Origin of the sequence: Sphingopyxis sp. MWB1 (assembly GCF_000763945.1) — a bacterium.
GTDB lineage: Bacteria > Pseudomonadota > Alphaproteobacteria > Sphingomonadales > Sphingomonadaceae > Sphingopyxis.
Genome location: NZ_JQFJ01000002.1, coordinates 1,675,255 through 1,694,887 on the forward strand (window position 1 = coordinate 1,675,255; position 19,633 = coordinate 1,694,887).

Here is a 19,633-nt window from a genome sequence, read left to right on the forward strand (position 1 = left end):
GGACAGCCGGGGCCGGGTCAACCGATGGTCACGCGGCCGCCGCGATAACCTTTGCGGCGCATCTTTTTCACATAATCCTTGTCGGCATCGACGACCTCGCCTGCCCATTCTTCCCAAGCGTCGCGGCGATCCTCGGCATCGGTCGCGCGCATCAGATCGCTGCCCAATTCCTTTTCCGCCTCCAGAATGTCGGCGCGATAATTATACCAATATTTATTATAGACCCCCGCGATCGGGTGATCGCGAATGGTGGGGGTTTCAAACCCTGCCGGCGGCGCATAGCGCATGTCGGCTGCAACGGCGGCGCTGGCCGGAAGCGCAAAAAGCAGGGCGAGAGCAGTCCATTTTTTCATTGTCGATCTCCTCAGCAATACGCCCGCAGGGGGCGCCCGGAGAGAGAACGAGACGCGGTGATATTTTATTCCGCGGCGCGTGAAAAAATCGTCACCGGCAAAGGCGCCTGCTTTTCAGAGCGCGGCCAGAAAGGCGTGCATGGCACCCGCCGTCGCGCGCGGCGCCTCGATCATCGGCACATGGCCGACATCTTCGAAAATATGGCTTTGGCTATTCGCTATACCTTGTTCGAGCACAGGGACGCAGCTTGCGTCGATCACCTGATCATGCCGGCCCCACAGGATCAGCGTCGGCGCCCTCACCTCCCCCAGCCGGTCATTGAGCGGCTGGTCGCGATTCTCGCGCGCGATGATCCAGAAAATATGGTCGAGCTGATCGCGATAGCGCAGCGCCTTGGCATAAAAGGCGGGTTTGAGCCGGGGGAGCATATAGGGCGGTTTATGCACCACCAGCGCGACCAGCCGCTCGGCATCTTCCAGATTGGCGAGGACGAGCGGATTATAGCTTTCATCCGCCGCCAATTCTTCGAGCAGGCTTTGCCCCTCCCCCCGCACGCCCGCGCTGTCGAGCAGGATCAGCGCGCCGAGACCGGCCGGATAGTCGAGCGCATAGCGCAGCGCGATCCAGCCGCCCATGCTGTTGCCCGCGATATGCGGACGCTTGAGCCCCAGCGCATCGACAAAGGCCTTCAGCCGCGCGGTCTGCGCCGCAATATCATAGGCGATCGTGGTGCTGCGTTCATTGTCGCCAAAACCGGGAAGGTCAGGCGCGATGAGATGATAGTCGTGCTTCAGATAGCGCGCGATCATCGGCCAATGGTCCTTGTCGGCGCCAAAACCATGGACGAGCAATAGGGTCGGTTTTGCCGGGTTGCCGCCCTCCAGATAGGGCCAGCTTCGCCCGTCGACCGAGACCATTCGCCGCCGCATTCCGCCCCGAACGCGAAGCAGCGCGCGCATCAGCGCCACCAGCCGGTCGGGAAAGAGGGAATAAAGCAGCAAAAGCGCGATCAGCAGCGCGCCGACCAGCCACAAGAGCAACGTCATAGGGTCGCGGGCCTTTCGATATGGCTGTCGAACCAGCGAACCAGTTCGTTGAGCACCGCCTCGCGTTCGGGCTCATTATAGATTTCATGGAACAGGCCCGGATAGAGTTTGAGCTGTTTCTGTTCGGAACCCAGCCGGTCGAACAGATTTTGCGACCCGGCAGGATCGGCGAGCCGATCCTCTGCGCCATGCTGGATGAAAATGGGCAGCTTGATATGCTGCGCCAATTGCTGGGCGCGGTTCATCGCCTCCAGCAATTCCTGTCCCAGCCGCGCGCCGATCCGCCCGCGATAAACCAGCGGGTCGGCGTGATAGGCCGCGACCACATCGGGATCGCGGCTGACCGCGCTCGCATCAAGCGATGCCACCCCCATATGTGGAAAAAAGCGGGACAAAAGCCCGCTGAGCGCCAGCAGGAAGCGTGATGGCGGCTGCGCGGGCTGGATCGCCGGCCCCGACAGCGCCGCGGCGGCGAAGGTGGACTGGCGTGCGGCAAGCACATGGGTAGCAATAAGCCCGCCCATGCTGTGCCCCAGAAGCAGGCGCGGCAGCGCGGGATGCTGACGCTCCACCCAGAGGATCAGTTCCGCCAGCCCATCGGTAAAGGCCGAAAAGCGCGGTACATGGCCCGCGCGTCCGTCCGAGCGGCCATGACCCCAATGATCGATGGCATAAATGGCATAGCCCGCATCATTCAGCCGCCGGGCGACATGAGCGTAGCGCCCGGCATGTTCACCATAGCCATGCGACAGCAGCACGACGGCTTTCGCTTCCTCCTTCGGCATCCAGCGATGAATATGGAGCCGCGCCCCGGCGCCCGCGCTGTGCCGGGGCAGCCGGATCGAAGGGGCGCTCACCGTCGAGGCTCCGCTGAGGGTTGATCCATCATCTCTCCCTCCCTCTCGGCCACCGGGGAGGCGGACCATGACAGCCTATGCGGATTCGCGCAAATATCGGGGCCGCGCGCCGCGCGCGCCTTCGCTCAGCCGGTGGCCAGCGCCGCCGCCTCGCGCGCCAGCGATTCGACTTTTGCAGGGTCGAGCGGACCCGACGGCACAACCCAGCTTCCCCCAACACACAGCACGGCATCGAGAGCGAGCCATTCGGGCGCGCTGGCGGGCGTGATGCCGCCGGTCGGGCAGAAACGCGCCTGACCGAACGGCCCTGCGAGCGCTTTCAGCGCTGGGATGCCGCCGCTGGTTGCGGCAGGGAAGAATTTGAAGCGGTCGAGCCCCAGGTCCATGCCGCGCATGATATCGCCCGCATTGGCGATGCCCGGGAGGAAGGGGATGCCGCTCTCCACCGCCGCCTTGCCGAGATTGTCGGTGAGGCCGGGCGAGACGATAAACTCCGCGCCCGCCGCAATCGCGCCGTTCAGCATCGCGGGGTTGAGCACGGTGCCCGCACCCACGACCGCGCCCTTGACCGCTTTCATCGCCGTCAGCGCATCGAGCGCGGCGGGGGTGCGCAGCGTGACCTCGAGCACGGGCAGGCCGCCCGCGACGAGCGCCTCGGCCATCGGCACGGCGTCTTCGGCCCGGTCGATGACGATCACCGGTATGACGGGCGCAAGGCGCATGATTTGGTCGATGGAGTGGTCGGTCATATTATTTCCTTCGGCGCCCCCGTGAAGCAGAGGCCATTAACAGGGTGGCGCAAGGCCGATGGCGGCCCCGCTTGTGCGGGGGCGACGGTTAAACGACTTGCTCCATCGCCGCCAAAATCGCCGACCCGCCCTTTTCGGCTTCGTCGGCGTGGTGGCGAAAGAGCGCGAAAAGTTCGCGGCCGACGCCGAGCGCGGGCGGCGGGGCCGTGGCGGGGGTGCGCGCGGCCCATTCGGCCTCGTCGACGAGCGCAACGACCTCTCCCTTGCGGGCGCAGACGCGCACCATGTCGCCGTCCTGCAGATAGGCGATCGGACCGCTGGCGCCCTCTGCGCCGGGCAATGCCTCCGGCGACAGGTGGATCACCGCGGGGACCTTGCCGCTCGCGCCCGACATGCGCCCGTCGGTGAGCAGCGCGACGCGAAAGCCCTTGTCCTGGAGCACGCCCAAGGCAGGGGTCAGCTTGTGGAGTTCGGGCATGCCGTTCGCGCGCGGCCCCTGGAAGCGGACGACGACGACGACATCGCATTCGAGTTCGCCGGCCTTGAAGGCGGCGAGCACCTGGTTCTGATCGTCGAAGATGCGGGCCGGCGCCTCGATCGTCCAGCGATCCTCGTCGACCGCGCTTGTCTTGAGGATCGCGCGGCCCAGATTGCCCGCAAGCAGGCGCATGCCGCCATCGGGTGAAAAGGGTGCGGCGACGGGGCGCAGCATCGTGTCGTCGCGCGTTTCGGCGGGCGCTGCCTGCCAGTGCAACTCCTCGTCGACGAGGCGCGGCTCGGCGGCATAATCCGCCATCGTTCCGCCGATGGTCAGAATGTCGCCGTGGAGCAAGCCGGCGTCCAGCAGCTCGCGGACGACAAAGCCGATCCCGCCAGCGGCGTGGAAATGGTTCACGTCGCCCGCACCGTTGGGATAGACGCGCGCGAGCAACGGGACGACGCGGCTCAGCTCGTCGAAATCCTGCCAGTCGATGACGATGCCCGCCGCGCGTGCGATGGCGGGCAGGTGAATCGCATGGTTGGTCGAACCGCCCGTCGCGAGCAGGCCGATAACCGCATTGACGATCGCCTTTTCGTCGACGCAGCGCGCGAGCGGACGATAATCGTCACCGTCCCACCCGATCTCGGCGAGGCGGTGCGTCGCGGCGCGCGTCAGCTGCTGGCGCAGCTTCATTCCCGGATTGACGAAGGCGCTGCCGGGGACGTGCAGCCCCATCAGTTCCATCATCATCTGGTTCGAATTGGCGGTGCCGTAAAAGGTGCAGGTGCCCGCGCTGTGATAGCTCGCCGCCTCGGCCTCGAGCAGTTCGTCGCGCGTCGCCTTCCCCTCGGCATATAGCTGGCGCACGCGCTGCTTTTCCTTGTTCGCGAGGCCCGAAGGCATTGGTCCCGCGGGAACAAGGATCTGCGGCAGATGGCCAAATCGCAGCGCGCCGATCAACAGCCCCGGAACGATCTTGTCGCAGATGCCGAGCAGCAGCGCGCCCTCGAACATCGCGTGGCTCAATGCAATCACCGTGGCCTGCGCGATATTGTCGCGGCTGAACAGCGACAGGTCCATGCCGGCCTGCCCCTGCGTCACCCCGTCGCACATCGCGGGAACGCCGCCCGCGACCTGCGCGGTTGCGCCGACCTCGCGCGCGAACAGCTTTATCTGTTCGGGATAGCGGCCATAGGGCTGATGCGCCGAGAGCATGTCATTATAGGCGGTGACGATCCCGATATTCATCGCGGCGCCGGTACGAATGACGGGCTTGTCGTCGCCCGCCGCGGCAAAACCATGCGCGAGGTTGCCGCACGACAGCATCCCGCGGTTGGTCCCGGCATCGCGCTGGCGATCCATCAGGTCCAGATAGGCGGCGCGGTTGGCCGCGCTGCGTTTGACAATGCGGTCAGTGACCGCAGCGATGGTGGGGTGAAGCTTCGTCATAAATATTCCTTGTCATCCCGGTCCGCGCCGGGATCGCATTGGCCCAAGGGCCGCTCAATCATCCCAGCTTGCGCCGTCGCGCTCGATCAGCGCGATGGAGGAGCTGGGCCCCCAGCTTCCCGCCGTGTAGCTTTGGGGTGTCATATCGACCGCCGCCCAGGCGTCACGGATGGCGTCGATCCACTCCCATTGCGCCTCGACCTCGTCCCGGCGAACGAAGAGCGTCTGGTCGCCCTCGATAAAATCGAGCAGCAACCGCTCATAAGCGATGCGCCGCCGTTCCCCGGCAAAGCTGTGCGAGAGCGAGACGTCGAGATTGACGTCGCGCAGCTTGACGCCCTCGCGGTCCAGTCCGGGCTGTTTCGCCATGACGCGAACGCGAATATTCTCCTCGGGCTGAAGGTTGATCACCATCAGATTGGCATCGAGCTTGGGCGCGCCCACGCGCGCGAAAATATTGTGCGGCACGGGCTTGAACTGGATCAGCACCTCGGATTTGCGGCGCGGCATGCGCTTGCCGGTGCGCAGGTAAAAGGGCACACCCTTCCACCGCCAATTGTCGATATAGGCCTTCAGCGCCACAAAGGTTTCGGTATTCGACGCATCGCCCAGCTCGTCGGCATAGCCCGCGACCGCTTCACCGCCGACCGCGCCCGCAGCATATTGCCCCTTCACACTGTGCGTGCGCACATCGGCCTCGGTCAGCTTGCGCAGGCTGCGCAGCAGCTTGACCTTTTCATCGCGCACCGCGGTCGAACTGACGCTGGCGGGCGGCTCCATCGCGATGATGGCGAGAAGCTGGAGCATATGATTTTGCACCATGTCGCGCAGCGCGCCAACGCCGTCATAATAGGAAACGCGCCCTTCCAGCCCGACGGTTTCCGCAACCGTAATCTGGACATGGTCGATCGCCTGTGCATTCCAGAGCGGCTCGAAAAGCATGTTGGCAAAGCGCAGCGCGAGCAGATTCTGCACCGTTTCCTTGCCCAGATAATGATCGATACGGAAAATCCGATCCTCGGCGAAAGCCGAACCGACGTCGGCATTGACTTGCCGCGAGGAGGCAAGATCATGGCCGATGGGCTTTTCCATCGCGATACGGCATTCGGCGCAGGCGATGCCGGCATCGTTCAGCCCCCGGGCAATGGGACCGAACATGGAAGGCGGGGTCGAGAGATAAACGCCGATGGGCCGCTCCATCCGCGCGCCCAAAAGCGCGGCGAGATCGTCATAGCCCGTGGCGGCCTTGGCATCGATGGCGCAATATTCGATCCGCGCGAGGAAGGCATCGGCAACCGTGCTGTCGAACCGGTCCTGCGCCAGATATTCCGCCAGGCTGGCGCGCACCTGGTCCTGAAAGGCGGCGCGCTCCATCTGCGAGCGGCCCGAAGCGATGATCGTCAGCCCATCGGCGAGCAGCCCGTCCATGTGGAGATTATAGAGGGAGGGGAAGAGCATCCGCTGCGCGAGGTCGCCCGTGGCCCCGAACAACACCAATGTTTCAACTTTGACGCTCACAAAATTCCCCTTGGATATACTTATGCAAAATTGGCGGATGCGCCCCGCGATTGCAACGCGCATACGTAAGCCGGTCTATGCGCTTATTATCAAAGGATCGCGTGCAAAAATGGTTCAATCATCGGCGCGCGGCGATTAGGAAGCTTTGAATGGCAATGGCAGATGCACCTTCCCCCTATGACCTGATCGTGATCGGCGGCGGCGTGAATGGCGCCGGGGTTGCGCGCGATGCGGCGGGGCGCGGGGCGCGCGTCCTACTCCTCGAACAAGATGACCTCGCCGCCGGGACATCCTCCGCCTCGACCAAGCTCATCCATGGCGGACTGCGCTATCTGGAACATTATGAATTTGCGCTGGTGCGCGAGGCGCTGAAGGAACGCGAGATCCTGTGGGGAATCGCTCCGCACATCATCTGGCCGATGCGCTTCATCCTGCCCTATCGCGATGGCCTGCGCCCGCGCTGGCTGCTGCGGCTCGGCCTGTTCCTCTATGATCATATCGGCGGGCGCAGGAAACTGCCCGCGACACGCTCGATCGCGCTTGCGGGGCATGAGGCGGGGGCTGCGCTGAAGCCCGATTATGTCCATGGCTTTGAATATTCCGACGCCTGGGTCGATGATGCGCGGCTCGTCCTCCTCAACGCCCGCGATGCCGCCGACAAGGGCGCGCGGGTGCGCGTGCGGACCCGCGCCGAAATGCTGCGCTGCGAGGGCGGACAATGGATTGTCGAGGCCCGCGATGACAAGGGCCATGCCTATCGCTTCACCGCCCGCAGCATCGTCAATGCTGCCGGCCCTTCGGTGATCGACCTGTTGAAACGCGCCGATGCCGATGCCGATTATGGCATGCGGCTGGTGCGCGGATCGCATATCGTCGTGCCCCGGAAGTTCGAGCATGACCATGCCTATTTCTTTCAGCTGCCCGATGGCCGGATTTTCTTTGCCATTCCCTATGAGCGCGACTTCACGCTGATCGGCACCACCGATGCCGACCATGAGGGGACGCTCGCCGATATTCGCGCCAGCGACGAAGAAATCGCTTATCTGTGCGAGGGGGCGAGCGAATATTTCCGCACCCCGGTCACCCCGGCCGATGTGGTGTGGACCTATTCCGGCGTGCGCCCGCTGGTCGACGATGGGTCGGGCAAACCCGAAGCGGCAACGCGCGGCTATCGCATCGATGTCGATCTGGAGGAAGGCGCGCCCTTGCTCACCATCTATGGCGGCAAGATTACCAGCTATCGCCATGTCGCCGAAGAAGCCGTCGATGCGCTGGCGGCGCATGTTCCCGCCCTGTCGGGCAAGCCATGGACGGCGCGCACGCCGCTGCCCGGCGGCGATTTTCCGGTGGAAGGTCAGGCGCTGCTCGCAGAGGAATATCGGCGCGCGCACCCCTTTTTGCCGCCAGCCACCATCGACCGCATCGCAAAAGCCTATGGCACCGACGCCCGGCGCTGGCTGGGCGGCGCGCAGGATTGGGATGCGCTGGGCGGCGAAATCGCCCATGGATTGTCGCAGGCAGAGCTGCGCTGGATGATCGGGCGCGAATGGGCGCGCACGAGCGAGGATATTTTGTGGCGGCGCAGCAAGCTGGGGCTGCTTTTCAATGCCGAGGAAAAAGCAAGGCTCGATGCGCTGGTCGCCGGCCTCGTCGCGCGGCTGCCCCCGGAAGAGTGACTATCGCGGTTTGCGGGTGGGCGGGGGTGCGCGCTCGGCTTTCCTGCTGTCCCGCGCCGCCTGGGCACGCAGGCGATTTTCGCGCTCGGCCAGCTCTTCAAAGCGGCAAAGCGCTATGGGTGGGGGCGTCTTTTTCCTGACCATCCGCTCTCCTTCTGTCGTTCCCCAGCCCCGATGGGGTGAAGAGTGCGGACAAAAGCGATGGCGGGTCAAGTCCGGGGTGCCCCACGCCGCGCCTCTCCCGCCAGCAAGGCAGGAGAGGCCGGGGTCTTCAAGCCATTTCGAGTTCGGCCTCGGCGGGCAGACGGATCATATAATCAAACGCCGACAGCGCCGCCTTTGACCCTTCGCCCATGGCGATGACAATTTGCTTATAGGGGACGGTCGTGCAATCGCCCGCCGCGAAAATGCCGGGCTGGCTGGTTTCGCCGCGATGGTCGACCTCGATCTCGCCGCGCTGCGACAGCGTCACCGCGCCCGCCAGCCATTCGGTGTTGGGGACAAGGCCGATCTGGACGAACACGCCTTCCAGTTCGATCTGGTGCAGCGCGTCCTTGTTGCGATCCTTGTACGTCAGCCCGGTCACCCTGGCGCCATCGCCCACCACTTCGGTGGTCAACGCCGAGGTGATGATCTTCACATTGGGCAGGCTGGCAAGCTTGCGCTGGAGCACCGCATCGGCGCGCAATTCGCTGTCAAATTCGATCAGCGTGACATGGGCGACGATGCCCGCAAGGTCGATCGCTGCCTCGACCCCCGAATTGCCGCCGCCAATCACGGCGACACGCTTGCCCTTGTACAGCGGGCCATCGCAGTGCGGGCAATAGGCCACGCCCTTGTTGCGATATTCCTCCTCGCCGGGAACGCCCATCTGCCGCCAGCGGGCGCCGGTCGACAGGATGACGGTGCGCGCCTTCAGCGAGGCGCCATTGGCGAGCACCACTTCGTGCAGCCCGCCTTCGCGCGCCGCCGGGACCAGCTTTTCGGCGCGCTGCAGATTCATGACATCAACGTCATAATCCTTCACATGTTGCTCAAGCTGCGCGACGAGCTTCGGCCCTTCGGTATGCTGGACCGAGATGAAATTTTCGATCGCCATGGTGTCGAGTACCTGCCCGCCAAAGCGTTCGGCGGCGATGCCGGTGCGAATGCCCTTGCGGGCGGCATAAATGGCCGCCGCCGCCCCGGCGGGACCGCCGCCGACGACGAGAACGTCGAAGGGATCCTTGGCGGCGATTTTCTCCGCAGCCCGTGCCTCGGCGCCAGTATCGAGCTTGGCCAATATCTGTTCCAGCTCCATCCGGCCCTGGCCGAAATTTTCGCCGTTAAGGAAAATGGTCGGCACCGCCATCACCTGCCGCTCTTCGACTTCCGCCTGGAACAGGCTGCCGTCGATCGCGGTATGGGTGATGCGCGGGTTGATCACGCTCATCAGATTGAGCGCCTGAACGATGTCGGGGCAATTCTGGCACGACAGCGAAAAATAGGTTTCGAAATGATAATCACCGTCGAGCGCGCGCACCTGCTCGATCAGCTCCGCGTCGGTCTTGGGCGGGTGCCCGCCAACCTGCAGCAGCGCCAGGACGAGCGAGGTAAATTCATGGCCCAGCGGAATGCCGGCAAAGCGGACCGCGACCGCGGGATCGCCGGTGCGACGGATCAGGAAGCTGGGGCGGCGCGCGTCATCGTCGGCGCGGGTGACGCTGACCTTGTCGGACAGCGACGCGATTTCGTCGAGGAGGCTCGCCAGCTCGGCCGATTTGGCGCCATCGTCGAGCGACGAGACAAGTTCGATCGGTTCGCGAATATTCGCAAGATAGGCTTGAAGCTGCTGCTTCAGATTGGCGTCGAGCATGGGGGAGAGCTCCTGCTGGAAGGGGAGAAAAGAGCCGCGTGCCCCCGCACAATTGCGGGGACCCAGAGCTGGATTGCGCTTGGTTGCGCTTGGGCGCTCCGGGCTCCCGCCTTCGCGGGAGCACGCTGGCATTTTTCGATATGTTAGATTTTGCCGACGAGGTCCAGCGAGGGAGCCAGCGTCTCTGCGCCTTCTTCCCACTTGGCGGGGCAAACTTCGCCGGGGTGGCTGACCCAATATTGCAGCGCCTTGATCTTGCGGAGCAATTCGGCAGCGTTGCGGCCCACACCTTCGGGCGTGATTTCGAGAAGCTGGATTTCGCCCTGCGGATCAAGGACGAAGGTGCCGCGGTCGGCCAGGCCGACGCCGGGACGGAGCACTTCGAAATTGTTCGAAATCACATGGTTCTGGTCGCCGACCATATAATAGTCGATCTTGCCGATGGCCGGCGAGGTGTCATGCCAAGCCTTGTGGCAGAAATGCGTGTCGGTCGACACGGCATAAACTTCGACGTCCATTTTCTGAAGCTGCGGATAGATGTCCGCCAGATCTTCGAGTTCGGTCGGGCAAACGAAGGTGAAGTCGGCGGGGTAGAAGAAGAAGACCGCCCATTTGCCCTTCACATCCTCGTCGCTGATGTCGACGAACTTGCCCTGCTTGTAGGCCGTGGCCTGGAAAGGTTTGAGGGTGGTGTTGAGAACCGACATGGAGAGCTCCTTTTTTGCTGATTGGAGCAGCCATATAGGGACGGATACTGCAATGAGACAATTGATAAATTGACGATCTTTGATCGAATTTATCAATAAGTTGATCAGCCTTTCAAAGCCGTTTCAAAGAGATGGCGAAAACTTTCGGCGCACACGTCGGCTTCAGCATCGTCCGCGTTGAACCGATCCACCTTCATGATGGTTCGCAGAACGCTGATCCCCATTAATATGGCGAGCATCATATGCGCGCGCATTTCGCCATGCTCGTCGTCGATCAGGGCGGTGAGCGGTTCGAGCACCTGTTGCTGAACGAGATCGCGAATAATAGCGCCCGCTCGCGGCGAAGAAGCCGACCGTAGCATGATGATGAACATTTCCATGCGCCGCATGCGGTCTTCATCGGCGTCCTCCAGCACCACCTGCGCCAAAACCGCAGGGAGTTCGGCGGCGCTCTTGGCGTCTTGGAAAGGCGCGCCCCCTTCCTTTTGGTGCAGGACTGTTTCGCGAAAAAGTCCTTCTTTCCCTCCGAAATAGCGGCTGATCAAGGCGGCATCGACGCCAGCATCGCCCGCAATATCGCGTAACCCGACACTGTCATAATTTTCGCGAAGAAAGCGCTGATGCGCCGCCTCCAGGATCGCGGCGCGCGTCGCCGCCGCATCGCGTCTGCGGATCGTGGGAATCTTGGCCATGGGTAAAGTTCTAGTTAGCATTTTACCTAAATCAACAAGTGTTGACTTAGTTCCCGGGGCGGATTAATCCACCAACCCGGCATCGAGCGGCTCCCCCTCCCTCCTCCGTCGCCCGGTGTCGGAACGTCCACAATATAAGAATAAAGGCCATGTCCATGCGCCCGCTCCTTGCGCCCCTGATGTTGCTGCTGTCCTTGTCGCTTGCCGCCTGTTCGAGTGGGGAGGAAGCGCAAGGAGGTCCGCCCGCTTTGCCCGTGACCGTGGCGCAGCCGCTGGTTCGCGAAGTGACCGAATGGGATGATTATGTCGGACGGTTCGAGGCCGTGAGCAGCGTCGATGTACGCCCGCGCGCCACGGGCTATCTGCAGCGGTCACACTTCACCGATGGTCAATATGTCCGCGCAAGGCAATTGCTTTTCACCATCGACGCGCGCCCGACACAGGCAGCCCTCGATCAGGCACGCGCGCAGCTTGCGCGGGCGAAAGCGACGCTGGTCAATGCGCGCACCGAATTGGCGCGGTCGGAAACCTTGGCCAAATCGCAGGCCGCGAGTGTCGAGGAAGTCGAACAGCGCCGCGCCACTGTGCGCGCGGGCGAAGCCGATGTCGCCGCCGCCCAGGCCGCCGTGCGCGCCGCGCAGCTCAATGTCGGCTTCACCCGCGTTACCGCCCCCATTTCGGGCCGCGTGTCGCAGCGCATGGTCGACCCCGGCAATGCGGTTACCGCCGACCAGACGGTGCTGACCCGGATCGTTTCGACGAATCCGATGCATTTCCTGTTCCAGGGGTCGGAAGCCAGCCTGCTGCAATATGAACGGCAGGGCGATACGCTGCAAAATGCCCCGGTCCGCATCCGCCTGCAGGGGGAGGAGGATTATCGCATCCATGGCCGCATCGACTTTGTCGACAATGCGCTGTCCGACGGGTCGGGCACGATTGCGGTGCGCGCAGTTGTTCCCAATTCGGACGGGAAATTGCGTCCCGGCATGTTCGGCCAGCTCCAGCTTGCCGCATCGGCCCCGCGCGCCTCGCTGATGGTCCCGGCAACCGCCATCGTAACCGACGGCGCGCGCCGCCTTGTCTATGTCATCGGCAAGGGCGATGTGGTGCAGGCCCGTGCTGTCGAGCTTGGCCCCGTGATCGACGGACTGCGCGTTATCCGTTCGGGCATCACCGCCCAGGACCGGGTGATCGTCAACGGCATTCAGCGCGCCCAGCCCGGCAAGCCTGCCAAGGTGCAGCCCGGCCGCATCGGCCCCGATGGCAAGGTCGGGCCCGCAGCGGGTGGCGGTCAGGCCGCCCCGGCAGCGAAAGCGCCGGAAAAGGCCGCGCCAGCCGCCGATAGCGAAAAGGGCGCCGCAGAGGCCCCCGCCGCCAAGGCAAAGGAAGCCGCTCAGTGAATTTCAGCCGCTTTTTCGTCGATCGGCCGATCTTCGCGGCCGTCATCGCGATCTTCATCACGCTGCTGGGCGCCTTTGCCTATCCGCAGCTTCCGCTCGCCCAATATCCCGACATTGCGCCGCCGACGATTGCCGTTACGGCGGCCTATCCCGGCGCCTCGTCCGAAACGATCGCGGAGACGGTCGCATCGACGCTGGAACAGGAAATTAACGGCGTTGAAAATATGCTCTATCTGCAGAGCAGTTCGACACAGGGCGCCGCGCAGATCACCGTCACCTTCCATCCCGGAACCGACCTCGATGCCGCGCAGGTGCTCGTGCAAAACCGCGTCGCTTTGGCCGAACCCCGCCTGCCCGAACAAGTGCGCCAGATCGGCGTACAAGTGAACAAGCAGGAAACCGGATTCCTGATGATCGTCGCGCTGACGTCGACCGATCCCGCGATCGACATCGACTATGTCGGCAATTACGCCAATTCCACCCTGCGCGACCGGCTGCTCCGCCTCGACGGGGTGGGCGGCGTGCAGATTTTCGGCGGCGGCTATTATTCAATGCGCGTGTGGATCGACCCCGACAAGGCGGCCGCGCGCAACATGACCGCGCCGGAAATCGTCTCCGCATTGCAAAGCCAGAATGTGCAGGTCGCGGGCGGCAGCGTCGGCGCGCCGCCTTTCGGCAGCGGCAATCCCGCTTTCGAGCTGCCCGTCGAAGTCCCCGGTCGCCTCGTCACGCCCGAGGAATTCCAGAATGTCGTCGTCAAGACCGACACCGCCACCGGCGCGATTACCCGGCTGAAGGATGTCGCGCGGGTCGAGCTGGGTGCGCAGGATTATGGCGTGCGCGGCGTGTTCAACGGACGCCCCGGCATTGGCATGGCCGTCATCCAGCAGCCCGGCGCCAATGCCCTCGACGCCGCCAATCTGGTGTTGAAAGAGGTGGAAGCCGCGTCGAAGGATTTTCCGCCGGGGATGGAATATGAAATCCCCTTCAACCCCACCGAGTATGTCCAGGCATCGGTGTCGGCGGTGCAGAGCACTCTGGTCGAAGCGATTTTCCTTGTCGTGCTCGTCGTCCTTGTCTTCCTTCAGACGTGGCGCGCCGCGATCATTCCCATCATCGCCATTCCGGTTGCGCTGATCGGCACTTTCGCGGTCCAGCTCGCGCTCGGCTTTTCGATCAACTCGCTGTCGCTGTTCGCGCTCGTGCTGGCCGTGGGGATTGTCGTCGACGACGCCATCGTCGTGGTCGAGGCGGTCGAGAAACATATTCGCGAAGGGCTGAGCCCGCGCGAGGCTGCGCACCGAACGATGGACGAAGTCTCAGGCGCGCTGATCGCCATCGGGCTGGTGCTCGTCGCGGTCTTTGTCCCGACCGCCTTCATGCCCGGCATTCCCGGCATCTTCTATCAGCAGTTCGCGGTGACCATCGCCGCCGCCACCGTCTTTTCGACGCTGACGTCGCTGACCCTGTCGCCCGCGATGGCTGCCCTGTTGCTGAAACCGCATCAGGAAGGCGCGCAGGAAGAGCCGAAAAATCCGGTCCTGCGCACACTTCGCCGCGCGGCGGACAAGTTCAACCATGGCTTTGACAAATTGTCGCAGCGCTATGGCCGCACCACCGCCTCGCTGGTTCGCAAGACAGGGCTGATGCTGGGGATATATGCCATTCTCCTTGCTTTCACCGGCTGGCGGATGCTCGACACGCCGACGGGCTTCATTCCCGATCAGGACCAGGGCGTGCTGATCGGCGTGGTTCAGCTTCCCCCCGGCGCAGCGCTCGACCGCACGAGCGAGGTGCTGGAGCGCGCGCAGCAAAATGTGTCGCAGATGGACGGGGTCGCGAGCATCGCCACCTTTGCCGGCCTCGACGGCTCCAGCTTTTCGACCGCCTCCAACGCCGGCACCATGTTTATCCGCCTGACCGACTGGAGCGAACGCGGCGATGATATGAGCGCTACCGCCATGTCGCAGAAATTGTCGGGGCTGCTCGTCAATCTTCTGCCCGAAGCCAATGCCTTCGTCATCGCGCCTCCTGCGGTGCAGGGTCTTGGCAATGGCAATGGCTTCATGATGATGCTGCAGGCCCGCGACGGGCAAAGCTATCAGGAGCTGGAGCAGGCGACTTTCGCCATGATGGGCGGCGCGCAGCAAATACCCGAAGTCACGCAGGTCTTCTCGATGTTCAACACCGGCAGCCCGCGCATTTTTGCCGAAGTCGACCGCGACAAGGCACAGATGCTGGGGGTGGACCCAAGCCAGGTTTATGCCGCGCTCGGCACCTATCTCGCCTCCACCTATGTCAATGACTTCAACTTTCTTGGCCGCACTTTCCGTGTGACGGCGCAGGCCGAGCCTGCGGCGCGCGCCAGCATCGAGGATGTGGGCCGGTTGCAGGTGCGTTCGACATCGGGCGAAATGGTGCCGCTGTCAGCAGTCGCGACCTTCCGCAACGACAGCGGCCCGACGCGTGTCGTGCGCTATAACCTCTTCCCGGCGGTGGAATTGCAGGGGCAGGCAGCACCCGGCGTTTCCTCGGGCGCGGCGCTCGCCGCGATGGAAGGACTGGCCGCCAACGCCCTGCCCCCCGGCTTTGGCTATGAATGGACCGGCCTTGCCTATCAGGAAAAGGCAGCGGGCAGCAGCGCCGTGCTGATCTTCCTGTTGGCGGTGGTGTTCGTCTTCCTTGTCCTCGCCGCCCAATATGAATCGCTGCCCCTCCCGCTGGCGGTGATCCTAATCGTGCCCATGTGTTTGCTGGCCGCGATGCTGGGGGTCAATTTGCGCGGGATGGACAATAATATCCTCACCCAGGTCGGGCTGGTCGTGCTTATCGCCCTTGCGGCGAAAAACGCGATCCTGATCGTCGAATTCGCCAAACAGGCCGAAGAGGAAGAAGGGATGAGCATCTATGATGCCGCCGTCCATGCCGCACGCTCGCGTCTGCGTCCGATTTTGATGACCAGCTTTGCCTTCATCTTTGGCGTCATCCCGCTCGCCGTCGCCAGCGGGCCGGGCCAGGAAATGCGTCAGGCGCTGGGCACCGCGGTCACCTTCGGCATGTTGGGCGTGACCTTCTTCGGGCTGATCTTCACCCCGCTCTTCTATGTGCTCTGCCGCAAGCTGGGCGACAAGACGCGCGCCCTCGCGCAGCGGGGCAAGCACAAGGCCGCCGCGCAATCGACGCAGGAGACGCAATAATGACCCGCAGCCTGCTGATCACGGCAAGCGCGCTGACCTTGTCCGCCTGCGCCGTTGGCCCCGCCTATGTCGCGCCGACCCCGGCGGTCCCGGCCGAGGCATCCTTTGCCGAAGCGGCCAAGTCGCCGGCCTTCACCGGCGAGCAGCCGCCGGGCAAATGGTGGAGCCTGTTCGGCGACCCGACGCTCGACGCGCTGGTCGAGGAAGCGCTCGCTGCCAGCACCGACCTGCGCGTGGCCGCCGCCAATCTGGCGCAGGCACGCGCCGTGCTGCTCGAATCGCGCGCCGGACGCCTGCCCACGACCGGCATCAGCGCCAGCGGCGCCTATGCGCGCCAGCCGGGCAGCCAGACCGGCGGGCTCGGCCCGATCGAGGGCGACAGCTATGACGCCGGGCTCGATGTCGGATATCAGATCGACCTGTTCGGGCGGGTGGAAAGTGCGATCCGCGCCGCGCGTGCCGATGCGGATGCGGTGCAGGCCGCCTTTGACCTCACCCGCATCAGCGTCGCGGCGGAAACGACCCGCGCCTATACCGACATATGCGCCTTTAATCGCCAGATTGCGGTGGCGCAGGAAACGCTGCGGATTCAGGAAGAAACCTTCGACCTGACCCGCCGCCTGTTCGAAGGCGGGCGCGCGACGCGGCTCGAAACCGGGCAAGCGGGCGCGCTGCTTGAACAGACGCGCGCCGCGCTGCCGACGCTGGAGGCGCAGCGCTCCGCCGCGCTCTACCGTCTCGCGGTCCTCACCGGCAAGCCGCCCGCCGAAGCGCCGCAACAGCTTCTCGCCTGTCAGGCGCCGCCCCATCTCGACCGGCCCATTCCGGTCGGCGACGGCGCCAGCCTGCTCGCACGCCGCCCCGATATTCGCCGGGCCGAGCGCCAGCTCGCCGCGGCCGCCGCGCGGGTCAATGTCGCAACCGCCGACCTTTACCCCAGCATCCGGTTGGGCGGGTCGATCGGATCGACCGCAGGCTCGATCGGCGATCTGGGTTCAAGCGACGGCTTCCGTTTTTCAATCGGGCCGCTGATCTCGTGGAATTTCCCCAATATGGCGACCGCCCGGGCGCGCGTCGAACAGGCCGAAGCGGGCGCCGATGCCGCGCTCGCCGCCTTTGACGGCACATGGCTGTCGGCGCTCGAGGAAAGCGAAAGCGCGCTCGCCCGTTATGCCGGGGAACTCGACCGGCTGGCCGCGCTTCGCCGGGCGGCGGACGAGGCTGGAGAAGCCGCCCGCATCGCGCGCCTGCGCTATCAGGCAGGACGCGAGGGGTTTCAGATCGTCCTCGATGCCGAACGGTCACTCGCGCAAATTCAGGCAAGCATTGCCCAGTCCGAACAGCAACGCGCATCCTATCTGGTCGCCCTTTTCCTCGCGCTTGGCGGCGGATGGCAGGAAAATGGATAAAAAAATCCCAATTTCCAGGCACAGATCAATAACGCCGCGGTGAATAAATCTATAATTACTTGTGGCAATAGGATGAGCGCGGCGGACACTTAACGGCTTTTTCAAATTTGAGCGGTATCGGGATTTGCAACCTCCTTTCGTTGGGATGATTGCAAGGACCATGCCGCTCATCGCCGATTCCAGTCTCCAGAGCCTGTCGCACGCCTATCCCGCGGCTCCCGCACTGCTGCATCATTCGCTGGAAGGCCATCCGCTACTGGACTATCCGGCGCTGGCGGAGGCGGCGCGCGCCTTGCCGCAAAGCCATGTCGAACGCCGCGTCGCTGATGCCGTCAATGGCGGCGATTTCGCGCATGACAGCGCCAGCGGGCAAGATGCCGCAACGCTCCTCGAAACAATGCAGGTAGATGGCAATTGGATCATGCTGCGCTGCGTCGAGCAGCTCCCGGCCTACCGCAAGTTGCTGGAGGAGCTTATCGCGGTCATTGCGCCCGCCATCTCGCCCGCCACTGGCACAGCGCGCAATATAAAGGGCTTTGTCTTCATCTCCGCGCCGGGAACGCTCACGCCCTTTCACTTCGACTGCGAGCATAATATCCTGTTCCAGGTGCGCGGCGACAAGCAATTCGCCACCTACCCTCCCGCCCCGCCGTGGCTGCCGCTCGACCGGCATGAGGCCTATTTTGCAGCGGGTGACAATATGCTGCCCTGGCAGGAGGATTATCTCGGCGATGCGCGCGTTCATTCCCTGACTGCGGGCGACGCATTGTTCGTTCCCTATGCCTCACCCCACTGGGTGAAGGCGGGATCCACCCCTTCGATCTCGCTGTCGATGACATGGCAATGCGACTGGAGCCATATCGCTGCCGACGCGATGCTCGCCAACCCGCTACTACGCCGCATTGGCGCAGGGATGGACCGGGCGCCCGCATGGCCCGCCCGTCCCCGCTGGCGCGCCTGGTGCGGACGCGTCGCGCGCCGGGCCGGGCTGGCATGATGCACGCGCCGTCCACCCTGTTCCTCACCCATTCTGCCCCCGTGATCGGCCCCTGTCAGGTGCGGCTGATCCCGCCGGGACAGCTTGGCGAGGAGGATCGCGCGCGGTGGGCGCAATTGTCGCGTGCGGCGGACGAGGGAAATATCTTCGCGCAGCATTGGTTCATGGACGCCGCACTGACCCATGCGCCCCGCGAAGAGGATGTTCATCTGGCGGTTGTTCAGGACCGGCATGGCCGCTGGATCGGCGCCCTGCCCCTGTTCCGCGAAAAATCTTTCGGGCGCTGGCCGGTGCGGATCTGGACAAGCTGGCTGTCAACCAACCAGTTTCTGGGCACGCCCCTGCTCCTGCCCGATCATGGCGAATTTTTCTGGCGTCAGCTTTTCGCCCATCTTGATAGCCACAGCGAGGGCGAGATTCTGCTTTTCCTGCGCCAGCTCGCTTTCGACGATTCCGCCAGCGCGGCGCTCTTTGCCCATTGTGCGGCGACAGGCCGGCCGGTTCGCATGACGCAGCGCCACGAACGGCCGGCGCGCCGCCCCGATGCCCCGGAAGGCGCGCCGGGCGACCGCAAGACCGCCAGCCGCTTGCGCGGCCTGCGCCGCAAGCTGGAGCGCGACCATGGCAAGATATGTATCGATATCATCGCGGACGGTCAGAACATCGAACAATGGGTCGACCAGTTTCTGCCGCTCGAAAAATCGGGGTGGAAAGGGCGGCGGGGCAGCGCGCTCGGCTGCGACCAGGCGACCGAGGCGCTTTTCCGCAATGTTATGCAGCATGGACAGGGCAATGGCAGCCTCCGCCTCGCCTCGCTGCGCGCGGGGGGAAAAGACATTGCCATGACCAGCTGGTTCGAAACCCGCACCCATGGCTATGGCTTCAAAATGGCCTTTGACGAAGCCTATCGCCGCTATGCTCCCGGTCAGCAATTGATGCAGGAAATTGCAGCCCACATTGCCCGGCGCGCTCATCTTTATTTTGACACCTGCGCGCCGGAAGGAACGACCAGCTACCACAAACTCTGGCCCCACCGCCGCATGATCTTCGACGCCGCCATCGCCCTCGGCTCGACGCCACGCCGCCTTGCCTTCGAAACCCTGATGAATGCCCGTACATTTTATGCAAACATCACGGCCCCTTGGCGCCGGATCTAGAATCGGGTTTCATTCATTTGTTCTAGCGGCTGTAAGGGTGCGAGCGATCAAAGAACCCGGCGCAATGCCGAGCGTTGTTCAGCTATGAT

The 19,633-nt window shown here is 63.9% G+C and carries 15 protein-coding genes; 6 read left to right on the forward strand and 9 right to left on the reverse strand.

Going from position 1 to position 19,633, the window contains the following annotated elements; genetic code table 11:
• Positions 1 to 17: 17 nt before the first annotated feature.
• The 6 genes from JV18_RS0108535 to zwf all read right to left on the reverse strand — a co-directional run bounded on the left by JV18_RS0108535 (position 18) and on the right by zwf (position 6,394).
• On the reverse strand, positions 18 to 353 hold the full coding sequence (locus JV18_RS0108535) for a hypothetical protein (protein ID WP_052071840.1): 336 nt from the start codon (positions 351 to 353) through the stop codon (positions 18 to 20).
• Positions 354 to 467: 114 nt separating this feature from the next.
• Positions 468 to 1,400, reverse strand: coding sequence for an alpha/beta fold hydrolase (locus JV18_RS0108540; protein WP_033074171.1), 933 nt, complete (start codon positions 1,398 to 1,400; stop codon positions 468 to 470).
• Complete coding sequence (locus JV18_RS0108545; protein WP_052071841.1) at positions 1,397 to 2,257, reverse strand: alpha/beta hydrolase; 861 nt, start codon at positions 2,255 to 2,257, stop codon at positions 1,397 to 1,399. The genes JV18_RS0108540 and JV18_RS0108545 overlap by 4 nt, the downstream gene beginning before the upstream one ends.
• 125 nt (positions 2,258 to 2,382) lie before the next feature.
• A complete protein-coding gene (eda, locus tag JV18_RS0108550) occupies positions 2,383 to 3,006 on the reverse strand; it encodes a bifunctional 4-hydroxy-2-oxoglutarate aldolase/2-dehydro-3-deoxy-phosphogluconate aldolase (protein WP_033074172.1) in 624 nt (207 codons plus the stop codon).
• Positions 3,007 to 3,094: 88 nt separating this feature from the next.
• Positions 3,095 to 4,936, reverse strand: a complete 1,842-nt coding sequence (edd, locus tag JV18_RS0108555; RefSeq protein WP_033074173.1) for a phosphogluconate dehydratase — start codon at positions 4,934 to 4,936, stop codon at positions 3,095 to 3,097.
• A gap of 54 nt (positions 4,937 to 4,990) precedes the next feature.
• The gene (gene zwf, locus JV18_RS0108560) at positions 4,991 to 6,394 is read right to left on the reverse strand and encodes a glucose-6-phosphate dehydrogenase (protein WP_052072160.1); all 1,404 of its coding nucleotides are present in this window, start codon (positions 6,392 to 6,394) and stop codon (positions 4,991 to 4,993) included.
• Between the two features lie 209 nt (positions 6,395 to 6,603).
• On the opposite strand from zwf, the gene glpD reads away from it, so the two are divergent.
• Positions 6,604 to 8,130, forward strand: coding sequence for a glycerol-3-phosphate dehydrogenase (gene glpD / locus JV18_RS0108565; RefSeq protein WP_033074175.1), 1,527 nt, complete (start codon positions 6,604 to 6,606; stop codon positions 8,128 to 8,130).
• Positions 8,131 to 8,401: 271 nt separating this feature from the next.
• On the opposite strand, the gene ahpF is transcribed toward glpD, so the two are convergent.
• The 3 genes from ahpF to JV18_RS0108580 form a co-directional block, all read right to left on the reverse strand.
• A complete protein-coding gene (ahpF, locus tag JV18_RS0108570) occupies positions 8,402 to 9,985 on the reverse strand; it encodes an alkyl hydroperoxide reductase subunit F (protein WP_033074176.1) in 1,584 nt (527 codons plus the stop codon).
• A gap of 143 nt (positions 9,986 to 10,128) precedes the next feature.
• Positions 10,129 to 10,692, reverse strand: a complete 564-nt coding sequence (gene ahpC, locus JV18_RS0108575; RefSeq protein ID WP_033074177.1) for an alkyl hydroperoxide reductase subunit C — start codon at positions 10,690 to 10,692, stop codon at positions 10,129 to 10,131.
• A 104-nt stretch (positions 10,693 to 10,796) separates the two neighbouring features.
• Positions 10,797 to 11,384, reverse strand: a complete 588-nt coding sequence (locus JV18_RS0108580) for a TetR/AcrR family transcriptional regulator (RefSeq protein WP_052071842.1) — start codon at positions 11,382 to 11,384, stop codon at positions 10,797 to 10,799.
• Between the two features lie 149 nt (positions 11,385 to 11,533).
• On the opposite strand from JV18_RS0108580, the gene JV18_RS0108585 reads away from it, so the two are divergent.
• The 5 genes from JV18_RS0108585 to JV18_RS0108605 all read left to right on the forward strand — a co-directional run bounded on the left by JV18_RS0108585 (position 11,534) and on the right by JV18_RS0108605 (position 19,544).
• Positions 11,534 to 12,784: an efflux RND transporter periplasmic adaptor subunit gene (locus JV18_RS0108585; RefSeq protein ID WP_200879083.1), complete on the forward strand. Its 1,251-nt coding sequence runs from the start codon at positions 11,534 to 11,536 to the stop codon at positions 12,782 to 12,784.
• On the forward strand, positions 12,781 to 15,981 hold the full coding sequence (locus JV18_RS0108590) for an efflux RND transporter permease subunit (protein WP_033074178.1): 3,201 nt from the start codon (positions 12,781 to 12,783) through the stop codon (positions 15,979 to 15,981). Before JV18_RS0108585 ends, JV18_RS0108590 begins: the two co-directional genes overlap by 4 nt.
• Positions 15,981 to 17,390 (forward strand): efflux transporter outer membrane subunit, encoded by a 1,410-nt coding sequence (locus JV18_RS0108595; RefSeq protein ID WP_033074179.1) that lies wholly within the window; start codon positions 15,981 to 15,983, stop codon positions 17,388 to 17,390. Before JV18_RS0108590 ends, JV18_RS0108595 begins: the two co-directional genes overlap by 1 nt.
• A 160-nt stretch (positions 17,391 to 17,550) precedes the next feature.
• A complete protein-coding gene (locus JV18_RS0108600; RefSeq protein ID WP_033074180.1) occupies positions 17,551 to 18,387 on the forward strand; it encodes a cupin-like domain-containing protein in 837 nt (278 codons plus the stop codon).
• Positions 18,321 to 19,544, forward strand: coding sequence for a GNAT family N-acetyltransferase (locus JV18_RS0108605; protein ID WP_081944749.1), 1,224 nt, complete (start codon positions 18,321 to 18,323; stop codon positions 19,542 to 19,544). The genes JV18_RS0108600 and JV18_RS0108605 overlap by 67 nt, the downstream gene beginning before the upstream one ends.
• The last annotated feature ends 89 nt before the right edge of the window (positions 19,545 to 19,633 follow it).

Excerpts from the sequence above, each read along its gene's own strand:
- ahpF (WP_033074176.1), bottom strand. The coding sequence starts at position 9,985 with ATGCTCGACGCCAATCTGAAGCAGCAGCTTCAAGCCTATCTTGCGAAT.
- JV18_RS0108585 (WP_200879083.1), top strand. The coding sequence starts at position 11,534 with ATGTCCATGCGCCCGCTCCTTGCGCCCCTGATGTTGCTGCTGTCCTTG.
- JV18_RS0108540 (WP_033074171.1), bottom strand. The coding sequence starts at position 1,400 with ATGACGTTGCTCTTGTGGCTGGTCGGCGCGCTGCTGATCGCGCTTTTG.
- edd (WP_033074173.1), bottom strand. The coding sequence starts at position 4,936 with ATGACGAAGCTTCACCCCACCATCGCTGCGGTCACTGACCGCATTGTC.
- eda (WP_033074172.1), bottom strand. The coding sequence starts at position 3,006 with ATGACCGACCACTCCATCGACCAAATCATGCGCCTTGCGCCCGTCATA.
- JV18_RS0108595 (WP_033074179.1), top strand. The coding sequence starts at position 15,981 with ATGACCCGCAGCCTGCTGATCACGGCAAGCGCGCTGACCTTGTCCGCC.
- JV18_RS0108605 (WP_081944749.1), top strand. The coding sequence starts at position 18,321 with ATGGCCCGCCCGTCCCCGCTGGCGCGCCTGGTGCGGACGCGTCGCGCG.
- zwf (WP_052072160.1), bottom strand. The coding sequence starts at position 6,394 with ATGCTCTTCCCCTCCCTCTATAATCTCCACATGGACGGGCTGCTCGCC.
- JV18_RS0108580 (WP_052071842.1), bottom strand. The coding sequence starts at position 11,384 with ATGGCCAAGATTCCCACGATCCGCAGACGCGATGCGGCGGCGACGCGC.
- JV18_RS0108600 (WP_033074180.1), top strand. The coding sequence starts at position 17,551 with ATGCCGCTCATCGCCGATTCCAGTCTCCAGAGCCTGTCGCACGCCTAT.
- glpD (WP_033074175.1), top strand. The coding sequence starts at position 6,604 with ATGGCAATGGCAGATGCACCTTCCCCCTATGACCTGATCGTGATCGGC.
- JV18_RS0108535 (WP_052071840.1), bottom strand. The coding sequence starts at position 353 with ATGAAAAAATGGACTGCTCTCGCCCTGCTTTTTGCGCTTCCGGCCAGC.
- ahpC (WP_033074177.1), bottom strand. The coding sequence starts at position 10,692 with ATGTCGGTTCTCAACACCACCCTCAAACCTTTCCAGGCCACGGCCTAC.